Here is a 13,459-nt window from a genome sequence, read left to right as displayed (position 1 = left end):
CGTTTTATCTTTCAAAATGCAATGCATTTTGCAGGAATTAGCACCTATTCAGTTTGTATAAACTGAGGTTGCTGGGCTTCAAAGGGCCGGTCCCTCTGCCTCTCTTGATAAAGGTATATTCAATTTAAAGTTCGGAATTTTCGTGATAATAAAATTGTAATTCATTTCCTTTTTCTGTGCAACACAAAATAGGTATTCACCCAAATAAAGTTGCTCGCATATTGTAGCTTATGTAAATAGAATGCTGCGAAGGAGTGAGTGCAGTGACAGGGAATGTATTGAATTATTATGCTGGTGGAAATACAGCTAGAGGATTTCATAATTTATATGAAGAGAATTTAAAAGGACTAAACAGATTATTTATTTTAAAGGGTGGACCTGGAACGGGAAAATCTTCTTTAATTAAGGTAATAGGTCGTGAATGGGTTGAAAAGGGATATGATATTGAATTTTTACACTGTTCTTCTGATAATAAATCGGTTGATGGTGTCATTATCCCGAAGTTAAAAGTAGGAATTGTTGATGGAACATCACCGCATGTTATTGAGCCAAAAATGCCAGGAGTTGTCGAGGAGTATATTAATTTAGGAATTGCTTGGGATTCAGATAAGTTAAGAAAGCAGAAAGTGGAAATTGAACGATTTGTTTCAGAAGCAAGCAAAGCTTTTCAAGCTGCTTACGCTCGTTTTAACGAGGCATTAGTTATACATGATGAGTGGGAGAAAATATATATTAGTAATATTGATTTTAATAAAGCGAACGAACTAACCGAGCAGCTCATTCAGAAATTATTTACAGATAAAGTTGGGAAACAATCGCTTGTGAAACATCGGTTTTTAGGAGCAGCTACACCGAAAGGAGCAGTTGATTTTGTTCCTAATTTAACAGAAGGATTACCACATCGTTATTTTATAAAAGGACGCCCAGGTTCTGGGAAATCAACAATGCTCAAAAAATTAGCTAAGGCAGCAGAAGAAAAAGGATTTGAAGTTGAAGTATATCATTGTGGGTTTGATCCAAATAGTCTTGATATGGTGATCGTAAGAGAATTAGGGTTTGCGATTTTCGATAGCACCGCACCACATGAATATTTTCCGAGCCGCGAAGGTGATGAAATTATAGATATGTATGCCCTTATTGTAACACCAGGGACGGATGAGAAGTATGCGGAGGAAATTCGTGACGTCTCTATTCAATATAAAGCAAAAATGAATGAGGCGATGTCTTTTTTAGCGAAAGCGAAATCAGTTCGTGATAAATTAGAACGAATTTATATTGCTGCTATGGACTTTTCAAAAGTAGATGCATACAAAGAGGAGATCCAAAAAGAGTTTGAACGAATTGCGGTTAGTGTAACTGAAAAGAACAAGTAAAAAATAACGAATTTTGACAGGCTGTCGGAAATTTTCTGACAGCTATTTTAGTATGTAGTAAACTTAGTAATATATTTGTCGAATTTCCAAGGAAATAATCAAAAAATGGAGAGGGTATGAAATGAGAGAGAAAATTAAGTTGGAGTTAGAACGAATTGAGAAAGAAAATGATGTGAAAATTTTATTCGCTGTGGAGTCAGGGAGTCGTGCATGGGGATTTCCATCAAAAGATAGTGATTATGATGTTAGATTCGTTTATATGCACCCGGTAGAATGGTATTTATCCATTCATGATAAACGAGATGTAATTGAGTATCCGATTAGTGATGATTTAGATATAAGCGGATGGGATATTAAAAAAGCGTTACAACTATTTGCAAAGTCAAACCCAGTTTTACTCGAATGGATTCGATCACCCATTTTTTATTCGAAAAACTCTAATTTTCCAGAACAGCTTCAGCAAATGAGTGAAAAGAACTTCGATCCGAAAGCAACGATATATCATTACTTACATATGGCTTCAAAAAATTATCGTGAATTTTTGCAAGGTGAGAATGTAAAATTAAAAAAGTACTTTTATGTATTGCGTCCTATTTTGGCTTGTAAGTGGCTAGAGGAGAAAACAACTTTGCCTCCTGTAGAATTCGATCGATTAATTACAGAATTATCATTGGAGCGTAGCGTGTTAGATGAAATTGAACAGTTGTTAATAAAGAAAAAGGCAGGTACTGAATTAGATGTTGGATTAAAAATTGATGTGTTGAATCAATTTTTAGAAGAACAAATTCATTACTATCAGCAATATGTAAAAGGAATTGAAAAGGGATCAGGGATCGATATTGAGAGTTTAAATACATTGTTTCGAGATATGTTATTCGAAGTATACAAAAAAGAGCACGAGTAAATTTGTGCCCTTTTTTACTTTGTAGGAATAAGGAAAACAGATATAGCCGCGAGAAGACCTGCAAATGAGAATAAATAGAAATTCCATGCTAAATCATATTGCATTGTCATAATAATACCGACAAGAATAGGACCAGCAATCGCACCAACTCGTCCAAGCCCAAGTCCCCAGCCTAAGGAAGTAGCTCGGATATGGGATGGGAAGTATTGTGTCACATATGCATTTAATATTTGAGTAATACCGACCGATCCAATTCCAGCAAGACCAATTAAAAGATAAATGATTGTAACAGATGGTTTAATTGTTAATAGTCCAATACATACAGCTGCCATAAGATAGGAAATGCTAATAACAATTTTGGCTCCTATACGATCTGCGATTGCTCCAGCAAATAATGCACCGATAGCGGCGGTAATATTTAGCATAAGTAGAAATGATAAACTAGATCCAAGAGGATATCCTGCCTGTCGCATCATCTGAGGTAACCAAGTATTTAAACCGTATATTAAAAACATCCCCATTATATAAGTGATCCAAAAAAGCAGCGTTGCTTTTATGTATTCTTTTGAGAATAAAGTAAGAAATCCATTTTTCTTTCGTATATTAGATGGGGGTTGATGAGTTTTCTCTTTTGCATGGAATTCAATTTGAAAACGATTAAGAATTTTATCCACTTCTTCTTGGCGGTTACGTGATAACAAAAATTGAATGGATTCAGGTAAATAACGAATAATGAAAGGAATGAGGAGTAGTGGAATCATTCCGATGCCAAACATAATTCTCCATCCGAAGTCTTCTAACATAAGCATGGACAAAATAGCGCCTAATACGATACCTAAAGGATAGCCAGTAAACATAAGAGCATAAATAAAAGATTGTCGCTTTTTTGGTGAATATTCAACAGTAAGTGCGGAAGCTGTTGGAATGACACCGCCTAGTCCAATTCCTCCGATAAATCGCCATAGTCCAAATAATTCAGGAGAAGGAGCAAGTGCAGCTAGGCCCATTGTAATAGAAAAAAGTGCTAAACAGCATATAAGTGTCCATTTTCGTCCAATTAGATCTGTAATAGTTCCAACTAGAATAGCGCCAATAAACATTCCAAACAAAGCATAGCTTGCAATTGTACCAGCATGAGCTGGTGATAGTGCCCAGCTGTTGTCTTCCAGTAGCTTAGGCAGAACGGCCCCGTAAATACCTAAATCATAGCCGTCAGCTAGAATGGCTAGCCAACAAATAAAAACAACAAGCTTTGTAATAGAGTTTGAAAAGATAGTTTTTGTAGATTCTAGATGAGGTGGAGCTGAAGGTTGCATAATGTTCACCCCTTTTGATTTGTAGATGAATATATTATTTCATTTGATGTTAATATTTCCCTTCTTATGTCGGGATTTATATGAAAAAGTTTTATAGCAAATAAAGAAGTTCAACAGTCATTCTGTTGAACTTCTTTATTTATTTACTCATTATCAACTCGTTTTAACGGTTGATCTGCTGGACCTTCAATAACATCTCCTTCAATTGAAAAACGGGAACCGTGGCAAGGGCAGTCCCAAGTACAATCACCATTATTCCATTCAACTTCGCAGCCGAGATGTGTACAAGTTGTATCGACAATATGTAATTTTCCATCTTTGTCCTTATAAGCACCTGCTCGTTTCCCGTTAACATGTACGACAGATCCTTCACCAACTTCGAGATCTTCTGGCTTACGTAATGCAGTTTCAATCTTTCCTTCAATTAAATGTTTCGCAACATCAATGTTTTGGGAGAAGAACGTTTTTATATCTGGATTTGCATGAAAGCGTGAAGGTGCATATAGTTCTTTATATGGACTGTCTACTTTTAGAATGGAATCCTTCAGTAAAAGAGCGGCAGCAGTTCCAGTTGTCATCCCCCATTTACGATATCCAGTTGCAACAAATATATTTGGATTGCTCTCGTTAATATGTCCGATATAAGGGACCTTATCTAGCGTGATTAAATCTTGTGCTGACCATCTATAAGGAACCTCATCTACCCCAAACGTTGCTTCTGCAAAAGAATACAGTGCTTCATAATGAAGCATCGTGTTTATTCCTTGGCCTGTTTTATGACTTTCTCCGCCAATTAAAATTAATTTTTCCCCATTGCTTGTTGTGTAGCGTAAGGAGCGTTTTGGGTCATCAATACTTAAATACATGCCACCTGAATAATCTGTTTTTGTTTTAATAGCAAGAGCATAAGAGCGTTCTGCGTACATTCGCGTAAAGAAAAAGCTATTCGCATCATAAAAAGGAAAGTGTGAACAAGAGACAACATATTCACAAGTAATGCGATGTCCGTCCTTTGTAATGACTTGTGGAGAATCTCCTTTTTCTACATCCATAGCAGTCGTTTGTTCATAAACTTTTCCACCCATCTCCACAAACTTTTCTAAAAGTGTTTTCAAATAAAGAAGGGGATGAAACTGGGCTTGATTTTTCATGACAAGTGCAGATTGTACTGGAATTGGAATCGATAGAGATTGAACATAGTCACAAGGTATATTTAATTTTTGATAAGCTTCATATTCTTTCGATAAATTTCTTAATCCCTTATCAGTAGTTGTATATAAATATGAATCTTCATTTGAGAAATTACAGTCGATTTTATATGTTTGCACAGTTTCATTAATAAATTGTAGAGCATGATTATTTGATTCATAGTAAAGCCCGGCCTTTTCGATACCGAAATGATTGATTAATTCATCATAAATTAGATCATGTTGCGCTGTTATCTTCGCTGTTGTATGCCCAGTCGTCCCGTTTAAAATAAGCCCAGAATCAATTAACACAACATCGATGCCTTCTTTTGCAAGTAAATAGGCAGTAGTAATACCTGTAATACCGGCACCGATAACAGCAACTTTTGTCTTTATATTTTCAGATAAAGGGGCAAAAGTTGGGATTTGGGTAGATTCAATCCAATAAGATGATGGGAATTGTGGAAATGTATCGCTTGTCATTAAGGAAACCTCCTGATTTAGAACAATTTTCCTTTTAATATTTCCATATGATATGAAATTCATGTGTGTTGTTTTAGAGGTAGGCTATTTTTATCCAACTTTAAGGGGCAGGCTACCCATAAAAGTCCGATTGGTGAGGGCTAATAATCAGTGGGAGATGAAGCCCCCACTGATTAAAGTTTCACTTTATTTAAAAGAAAGATAAGATTATTTTAATATAATTATTGGGCGTTGCCGGTATGAAGAGATAGGAGTTGTGTAAAGCTAGATTTAGATGAGTATATTTGTTGTTTAAACAGAGAGTTCTTGAATAAGATAGAGTCTATAGCATGGCAAAGTACGTATATGTATAATGAATGAAACCTTATAAAATCTATGTTTTTTCTTTAGTGAAATAAAGTATAATTATAAAAATATAACCAACTTTTATTACTAGGTCATAAAAGTTGTTGACAATGTAGAAATTCTATTGATATGATTCATCATGTGGAAAGGTTGATAGAGAGTAAAAAGATAAATGTTTTTCATTGATAATAAAAGCGAAAAATAAGTGACGATAGAGTGAGTATATTTTCCTTATACTAGATGCTTTTTAATCACCTAGTAAAATCAATCTGGAAGCAAGAATTGATATATGTAAGTTGCGCAAGGCGCGGCATAAGAAAGGGGCAAAAGGATGAAGGAGCTTCATACGTTTGGGTGGTATGCAGCACGTGTATCACCACATTTGCCGAAAAAAGCATTTAAACCAGTTCCTACTCGTTTATTTGGCGGACTGGCTTATTTACTTGTGGCATTGGCGGGGTTAATATCGATTGGTGTATTTGAATTGAATGTGTGGGCTAATCTAGGAATTGCGATCGTTCTTGGATTATGTTTTGCTTCACTTGGGTTTTTAGGGCATGAAATTTTACATGGAACTGTTGTAAGAAAGGCATGGCTTCGTGATTTCTTAGGAGCGATTGCATTTATGCCATTATCAACAGGTCCTAAACTTTGGCGAAAGTGGCATAATGCAACGCATCACGTTCATACACAACATGAAGAGAATGATCCAGATGCATGGCCTACACTTGAGAAGCTTAAAAAGAGTAAGTTTTTGAGCTGGGTATATCGCATGCCTCTTCATGTACGTTCATTCTTTAGTTTTCTGTCACTAACAATTCAATTTACATTGCATTCGACTCGAATGTTCTTTCATTTTATAAAAGAGTTTAAGTCATCCAATCAAAAATCTGTATGGCTTCAACTTCTTTTGCCTTGGACTGTTTGGATTAGTTTATTGTTTATTATGGGACCTGGAAAATGGTTATTTGCATATGTGATTCCATTGTTAATTGCTAACTTTATTGTAATGGCATATATCGCAACAAATCACCGCTTAAATCCAATTGTTCCAGTAAATGATCCGTTAGCAAACTGTTTATCAGTAACAGTGCCGCGTTGGGTAGATGTTTTACATTTCAATTTCTCATATCATACAGAACATCATTTGTTCCCTGCTATGAGCTCTAAATACTACCCGTTAGTAAAAGAGAAAATTAAAGAAATGTGGCCGGAACGCTATCATGAGATGCCGATGACAAAAGCTTTGGCAGCGCTATGGAATACACCACGTGTGTATTATCAAGGAAGTGAATTAGTGGATCCGCATAGAGAGCATTTCTATGGTTCTTTAGGAAATGGGCTAGATCCTCATAATATTTCATATCGTGAGGAACATATAGAGGAAGAAGAGAGTATTAAAAAAGTAAATCAGTAAATATATATACATTTTGAAAAAGCAAGCTACTTTTCAGTAGCTTGCTTTTTGTTATTTTGTAGCTTGATATACTTTTTGCATGTAGTAGTAACTTTTCTTGAGTCGTGATGTATATTCGACAACATCACCCCATTTTGAATAGTTATACATAGCGTATTCTCCATCTTGTGCAGTTGTAATGTTTTCAGCTCCAATTTGAACTGTAAAGCCAATTGCGTTAATAATTTGTTTCGTAGTTAAACCATCTATTTCTTCATTTGCATAAATATCACCAATAAATTCTTTTATATTTGGTGCCTTCGCATTTAATAACATCCAAGGAATCCGAATCTCAATTGTCTCTTTTTTCGGAGTAGAAAAGTCTGCAAGTGAGTTGTAATCAGCACTATCTGGATTACTATTTCCCATAGTTAATGCTCCGACATTAAATTTTTCAAATGGCAATTGTTCCTGAGTCAGTGGTAATGTAATTGGTAAACTTAACGCTGTATAAATAGGGGAGAATTGTCCGCTATTTTTTTCTGGTTTTGTATAAGGAACTAGATTTCGTTGGAAACCAAATTCATAAGAGAATACATCATAATAAGAATCAACAAGTACTTGATTAGATTGTCCGCCGTGCAAATCAATTTTAAAATCAGCGCCTTCTTTCATAGAAAGGCCGTTAAATTCTTTATTTCCTTGTTCAGGTAATATGTTTACTCCAATTGTAATAGGTTCCTCTTCAAGAGGTCTAGCTTTTGGACGATCAATGGATAAGTATAAATAGGACTCATCGTGTGTTACGAAAGTCGTGTAACCATTCTTATCCCCAATTTTTGTTTTTGTTTTCCAATCACTCGTATCACCATCGACATTAATAGTATGGGATTCAAATGATAGCAAACCGAAATGTTGTTCAGGAACTTGTACATTGTTCCAATGTGGTCGTTCTTCCGTATTATCATATTTAGTTGTATTCCAAGAGAATTTAAACCATTCATCTTGCCAAATGAATACAATACCGCCGGCCAATTTCGCCTGAATAATATCTTCGAAGAGCTCTGCATTACGTTTCCCTTGTTCATCTTCATTCATATGCCCTTGGTCTTTTCCATGTATATTTTTATGAGAAATACCTCGGGATCCTGGGATACCAAATTCCGAAATAACAACAGGCATTTCATGTGAATCATGCAAGTCTTTTAAATAAGCAGCGTAACTATTGGATTGCCCTCGATGGTCTTTGAAATTTGCTTTATCTGGATCGAAATTTAAGAAGTCAGGGTAATAAGGATACACGTGATAAGAGGCAAACGCCCCGCTTGGGTAATTCTTATTAGCAAAGATATGATTTGGATTTATAGATACAGCATCTTCACCGATGAACGGTTCAGCAGGGTGATCTAGTAAATCTGTTGTAACCCAGTTGGAAAAAGCGATAGGCTGAGCGGTCTCATATTTGCTAATAGAATATTGAGCGATATGATTCATCCCTTCAGCTAGCCAAATTTCAAATGGACTAGCATTCTTTGCTTCGAAATATTTACCCTTAAATGAAGTTTTATCAGCATGTTTTTTATTTGTTTCGATGACCATGTCAGGATCCCACTCAATCCCGAGAATCCAACCAGCTAAATATTGTGACACATCATAATTATATTCACCGTAAGCATGTCCTTTTTCAGCAGCGATTGTTGTATTACCATGAATTACATCGGCTGTTCTTTCAATATTTTTAAAGAGTTCATTTTTTGATTTGTAAGCATCTTTTGTTTCTAACAGTTGTTCTTCTTCAACCCATACACCATGGAAGAAATATAAAGGTTGTTTTGCTTGTTGGTTAAATTCAAATAAAGCTTCGTAAAAAGCAGGAGGGTGAATGGTATAAATACGAATCGTATTTGCACCCATTTCGCTAATTTGTTTCAACCATTTTTTATATTCTGCTTTTGTAATTGCAGCATCACCTGGAAATGCCCCTGGTTTTGCCATACCTAGGTTCACACCTTTAATTGTCCAATCTTCCCATTTGCCTCCTGTATAATGTTGAAGGTTTTGCTTATTTCGCTCTGCTTTAAAACCATATGAAATATTATCTGCAGGGTTTTTTAGGAATGTTGGTTGCAATCGGTGTTTTGTTGCATCTATACCGAAAATAACAGCTAAAATAATTAGGATGAAGGCGATTCTTCGCAGCCACCAAAAACGCTCTGAGGATTGATTTTCAAGCGATTTACGCTTCATCTTCCCCCAACCTTTAATTCGGAAAAGACTTTGAAACAGTCCTAAAAATCGGTACCAAACAGTCAGTGGACGATACCAAAATGATTCAGTTAACGACCAGAGAAGTAAGAGTGTGAAATCTTTAATACTATTTTGCTTTTTCATACTCCATTCTTCTAATAAAACAACTCCTACGGATAGGAATGATCCGTATAGTACGGTAGCAGCTAACAGTAAAAATACATATTCTGTGAAAATTTCATCGAATAGTAAATGATACAGTAGTAGTAAATAGCCAAGTATTTCAATAATAGGACCGAGCCATTCTAGTAATAAATAAAAAGGCATTGCAATCATACCGAAAGCTTTATATTTTGGACGGAATAAAATATCTTTATGGCGCCATAAAGTTTCACCTAAACCACGGTGCCAACGACTCCGTTGTTTGCGGAAGGTTGTTAAATCATCGGGAGCCTGTGTCCAGCAAATTGCGTTTGGGTTATAAATGATTTTCTTTTCTTCTCCATCCTGTAAAGCTTTTTTATGAAGGTGAACGACAAGCTCCATATCTTCTCCGACAGTTTTTCGCTGATAACCTCCAACACGAATAACTTCTCCTTTATCGAAAATACCAAATGCACCAGAAATGATAGGAAGAATATTATACTTGCTCCATGCTAAGCGACCAAATAAGAATCCACGCAAATACTCGATAATTTGCATGAGCGCAAGAGGTTGTTTTGGAAGACGATTTTCAATCATTTGTCCATTTTGTATGTAAGAACCGTTCACAATTCGAACACTCCCGCCAGTTACCATAACTTTTTCTGGAGATTCATAAATTGGTTTCATAGCTTTCATAAGTGCATCACGTTCTAAGAGAGAATCAGCATCTAATGAACAAACGTACGGATAGTTGGAAATATTGATACCTGCATTTAATGCATCTGCTTTGCCGCCGTTTTCTTTATCGACAACGATAATTTGTTTATTAACAGATGAGCGATATATTTTTCGAATAGTCTCTGTTTCCAATTGTAATCTAACCACGTTCTGAATTTCGTATAGTTGGAAATGATCTTTTAATTGTTCTAACGTATCATCGCTTGATCCATCGTTTACGACGATTACCTCAAACTCAGGGTATTCTAAAGTTAAAAGTGATTGGACACTTGATACGATAGTGACTCCTTCGTTATAGGCAGGAACAATAATAGAGACAGGTCGAGTAATACCAGACTGTAAATAATGAAGTAATTCCCTATTTTCATCACGTTCTCTTTTTTTTCTTAAGGTGAATGCAGAAATTAGAAATATAGCTGTATAGAATAAGATAGCAACACCCATGTATAGTAAGAAGAGCCATTGTGAAATTTTTAAAAATATATCAAGATAATGCATATGTTGTCACATCCTTTCGTGCTAAAGCCTCTAATGCACTTTCACGTGCGAAACGATCAGGGTGATGTAATGCAATTTCAATATACTTTTCTTGCCAGTTTGAATAATATTGAATTGCATGTTGGACTTCACGACGTATCCACCAAGATTGATGCCCTGCTTGTTCTAGTAAATAAGGGAAGTATCCTTCATCTTTAAAGGGAGTTATTACACGAATAAGCATGAGGTGAATTTGCCAACTGTCCTTTTTAAATAAATGTTCAATGTGCTCTTTTGTTTCTGTTTTAGGCATTAACTTTGAAATAGCATGTAACGAGCGAATAATAATTTCCTCATCTTCATTCATTAAGTTTTGAATGAGGAAAAGATAGCAGCTATTTTCTTCCCGTGTACCGATTGCATTTAAAATTTCATATTGAAATTGTTTAGGTAATGTATGGAAAAACTCAACCCAAACAGAAAAATTTTCAGTTTGAGAAATACTTAAAGCGATCATAGTGATGGGAATAGAGTCATGGACTCTTGTAGCAAGTAAAATTGCTTGCCTTGTGTTTAATGTACTTAATGTAGTAAATGCTTGATGCTGGATAGATCCAGATGTTTGAGTGCATATATCTTTTACCTCATTTTCAAACTCTTTTATTTTGAAGAAAGAAATAATATCTAATATATTTTGTTTTTCTATATGAGTGCCGTGAACTAGTTTTTCTTTATAATGGGGAAACAAATAGACTTGTAATAAATGATGAATGCGCTGTTTTTCATCAATCCCGGATACGAGCTGTGTAGCTTTAATGCAGAGAGATTCTAGTGCGTGAATATCTGCTGTATGTTCAATTTTGAAATCATGGCATTTATTATGCATGATAAATTCATATAGAGATTTTCTATTTTCTTCCTTCCATTTATTATTTTTTCTTTTGAAATTTCTACTACGTAATTTTAGTGAAATTAAATATGTATACGCTATAAGAATAGCAACTATTAAAAAGATAACTATGGATTGTACAATTGTAACTATAATCAATAGCCTTCATTCCTTCCTTCTAATAAGTGTGCCAAACGAACCTTAAATTCTAAAGGTGAAAACGGCTTTTCAATAAAATCATCAGCACCGGCTTTAAATGCTTCCTCCAGGTGGTGGGCTGTTGATTTAGTAGAGGTCATAAAAATTCGGAAATGTCGACTAGGCAACAATCTCTTTAATCGATTAATAAGTTCTAAACCATCCATTTGTGGCATCATCCAATCCACAATTAGTATGAAGAATGGAAACTGTTCATAGATTTTTTCTGTGAAAAAGTGCTTTCCACTAGTGAAATGATATACGTTTAGTAAAGTTGTGTATTCAGTTTTTATAAATTTTGTTAATAAGTCGTCAGCGGTTACTACTAATAGTGGAGGGGTTTGGCGAGATACTGACATATATTTTTGTAATCTCTTCTGGATTGTTTCAAAAGGTAATTTTGTATGTAACACCTCTTGTACTCCGTGATGCACAATTTGTTCATCATCTACGTTCTCATAAAAATAAATGATAGGCTGTTGTATGAAATAAGAAGGGATAGTTTCTTTATATACAACAACACAATCAGCATTATTTATGTTGTCGAAAATTTGAATGGAGGCATTTTGAAGTACCTCAGGGATAGTACCAATTATATAAATTTTAAGTAATTGATCATCCTGTTTAAAGGAAAGCATCATTTCTGTGATATGCTCGACTACATCGTAGACAGAGCTAGAATCTTTTAACGTTGTAGATAATTGTTGTAAATCCTTTTGTAATTGATAGAATCCTAATGTTTCAGCCAGGCTAATTAAGTTGTTTATGTAGCTTGTAAGTTGCTGAAGGTTATAAATTTGATATTTTTGTTTCAGCCAATCTTTATAAATTAAATCCAGCATAGTGACCTCCTTATACTATTTAAGACGTCTAGATGTGCATATCCATCTTTACTATATTATGGATAATTTTATGATGTGTAAAGAGGGAGACTGTAGAAATATAATGAATTTCTTATACATAGAAAAATATTATTGGAGTAAAAAGTATGGAGAAGAAATAAAAACAGGTTAAGGAAATAGTCCTTAACCTGTTAGTTTGTTCAAAGAGAAATTTCTTTTGTTTTCTTTTTTGCAGTTTGTATAGAGTTTGTTTCTTTTCGCTGTAATCGTTTTTCTAAAAGATTAACAAGGTAAGTGAATAGGAGAACGAGCACGAGATAATATAAACCAACGATTATATATGTATCTAATTGTTGGAAGTTCCCTGCAGCGATTGATAAACCTGACCCCCATAATTCGGACAATCCTACGTAAGCAACAAGTGAAGAATCTTTTAATCCAATAATAAATTGATTTCCTAAAGGAGGAATAGATTGACGAAATGCTTGCGGTAATACAATACGGCGCATTGCTAAAGGATACGGCATACCTAGAGAGCGAGCAGCTTCCATTTGCCCACGATCGACAGATTGGATAGAGCCTCGGAAGATTTCAGTAATATATGCACCGTTATGAATTGCTAAAGCAATGGCTCCTGCCCAAAAAGGAGTAAAAACAACAACGGATGTAATCCCAAAATAGAGAATGGCGATTTGAACAATTAAAGGTGTTCCACGAATAATGGCGATGTATACGTGAGCGATACTATTTAAAACTTTATTGTTAGAGATTCGAAGGAAAGCGAATAGTAATCCAATTATTGAACCGAGTAATAGGGATGTTAGTGTTAATTGTAATGTGACAATAGTAGCTTTTAAGAGTGTGGGATAGGTAGAGATAAAAATTTCAAACATGCGTTTCACCTCATATTGTATAGATTT

At 35.0% G+C, this 13,459-nt stretch carries 9 protein-coding genes and 1 riboswitch; of the genes, 3 read left to right on the top strand and 6 right to left on the bottom strand.

The window, feature by feature from the left end; genetic code table 11:
- Position 1 precedes the first annotated feature (1 nt).
- A riboswitch (SAM riboswitch) is annotated at positions 2 to 114 on the bottom strand.
- 149 nt (positions 115 to 263) lie between these two features.
- Both ACTFNE_RS19945 and ACTFNE_RS19940 read left to right on the top strand, forming a co-directional pair.
- Complete coding sequence (locus tag ACTFNE_RS19945) at positions 264 to 1,373, top strand: PRK06851 family protein (RefSeq protein WP_000147495.1); 1,110 nt, start codon at positions 264 to 266, stop codon at positions 1,371 to 1,373.
- Between the two features lie 121 nt (positions 1,374 to 1,494).
- Positions 1,495 to 2,277 carry a nucleotidyltransferase domain-containing protein gene (locus ACTFNE_RS19940; RefSeq protein ID WP_270705151.1) on the top strand — a complete coding sequence of 261 codons (783 nt, stop codon included), beginning with the start codon at positions 1,495 to 1,497 and terminating at the stop codon, positions 2,275 to 2,277.
- 14 nt (positions 2,278 to 2,291) lie between these two features.
- On the opposite strand, the gene ACTFNE_RS19935 is transcribed toward ACTFNE_RS19940, so the two are convergent.
- Positions 2,292 to 3,593, bottom strand: coding sequence for an MFS transporter (locus tag ACTFNE_RS19935; protein ID WP_270705152.1), 1,302 nt, complete (start codon positions 3,591 to 3,593; stop codon positions 2,292 to 2,294).
- A 143-nt stretch (positions 3,594 to 3,736) separates the two neighbouring features.
- Complete coding sequence (locus tag ACTFNE_RS19930; RefSeq protein ID WP_270705153.1) at positions 3,737 to 5,263, bottom strand: FAD-dependent oxidoreductase; 1,527 nt, start codon at positions 5,261 to 5,263, stop codon at positions 3,737 to 3,739.
- Between the two features lie 676 nt (positions 5,264 to 5,939).
- Between ACTFNE_RS19930 and ACTFNE_RS19925 the strand changes: the two genes are divergently transcribed.
- Positions 5,940 to 7,025, top strand: coding sequence for a fatty acid desaturase family protein (locus ACTFNE_RS19925; RefSeq protein WP_000661225.1), 1,086 nt, complete (start codon positions 5,940 to 5,942; stop codon positions 7,023 to 7,025).
- 51 nt (positions 7,026 to 7,076) lie between these two features.
- On the opposite strand, the gene ACTFNE_RS19920 is transcribed toward ACTFNE_RS19925, so the two are convergent.
- The 4 genes from ACTFNE_RS19920 to ACTFNE_RS19905 all read right to left on the bottom strand — a co-directional run bounded on the left by ACTFNE_RS19920 (position 7,077) and on the right by ACTFNE_RS19905 (position 13,432).
- On the bottom strand, positions 7,077 to 10,631 hold the full coding sequence (locus tag ACTFNE_RS19920) for a glycosyltransferase family 2 protein (RefSeq protein WP_000559073.1): 3,555 nt from the start codon (positions 10,629 to 10,631) through the stop codon (positions 7,077 to 7,079).
- Entirely contained in the window at positions 10,618 to 11,496 is an 879-nt protein-coding gene (locus ACTFNE_RS19915) for a HEAT repeat domain-containing protein (protein ID WP_237711992.1), read from the bottom strand. Before ACTFNE_RS19915 ends, ACTFNE_RS19920 begins: the two co-directional genes overlap by 14 nt.
- 158 nt (positions 11,497 to 11,654) lie before the next feature.
- Positions 11,655 to 12,539 carry a response regulator gene (locus tag ACTFNE_RS19910; protein WP_000886124.1) on the bottom strand — a complete coding sequence of 295 codons (885 nt, stop codon included), beginning with the start codon at positions 12,537 to 12,539 and terminating at the stop codon, positions 11,655 to 11,657.
- Between the two features lie 200 nt (positions 12,540 to 12,739).
- On the bottom strand, positions 12,740 to 13,432 hold the full coding sequence (locus tag ACTFNE_RS19905) for an amino acid ABC transporter permease (RefSeq protein WP_270705154.1): 693 nt from the start codon (positions 13,430 to 13,432) through the stop codon (positions 12,740 to 12,742).
- Positions 13,433 to 13,459 lie beyond the last annotated feature (27 nt).

The organism is Bacillus cereus group sp. MYBKT111-2, from assembly GCF_051915205.1.
In the GTDB taxonomy this organism is placed as follows: Bacteria; Bacillota; Bacilli; order Bacillales; family Bacillaceae_G; genus Bacillus_A; species Bacillus_A paranthracis.
This window is presented reverse-complemented; position numbering and strand designations above follow the sequence as displayed.

Excerpts from the sequence above, each read along its gene's own strand:
- ACTFNE_RS19925 (WP_000661225.1), top strand. The coding sequence starts at position 5,940 with ATGAAGGAGCTTCATACGTTTGGGTGGTATGCAGCACGTGTATCACCA.
- ACTFNE_RS19910 (WP_000886124.1), bottom strand. The coding sequence starts at position 12,539 with ATGCTGGATTTAATTTATAAAGATTGGCTGAAACAAAAATATCAAATT.
- ACTFNE_RS19935 (WP_270705152.1), bottom strand. The coding sequence starts at position 3,593 with ATGCAACCTTCAGCTCCACCTCATCTAGAATCTACAAAAACTATCTTT.
- ACTFNE_RS19915 (WP_237711992.1), bottom strand. The coding sequence starts at position 11,496 with ATGCATAATAAATGCCATGATTTCAAAATTGAACATACAGCAGATATT.
- ACTFNE_RS19905 (WP_270705154.1), bottom strand. The coding sequence starts at position 13,432 with ATGTTTGAAATTTTTATCTCTACCTATCCCACACTCTTAAAAGCTACT.
- ACTFNE_RS19920 (WP_000559073.1), bottom strand. The coding sequence starts at position 10,631 with ATGCATTATCTTGATATATTTTTAAAAATTTCACAATGGCTCTTCTTA.
- ACTFNE_RS19930 (WP_270705153.1), bottom strand. The coding sequence starts at position 5,263 with ATGACAAGCGATACATTTCCACAATTCCCATCATCTTATTGGATTGAA.
- ACTFNE_RS19940 (WP_270705151.1), top strand. The coding sequence starts at position 1,495 with ATGAGAGAGAAAATTAAGTTGGAGTTAGAACGAATTGAGAAAGAAAAT.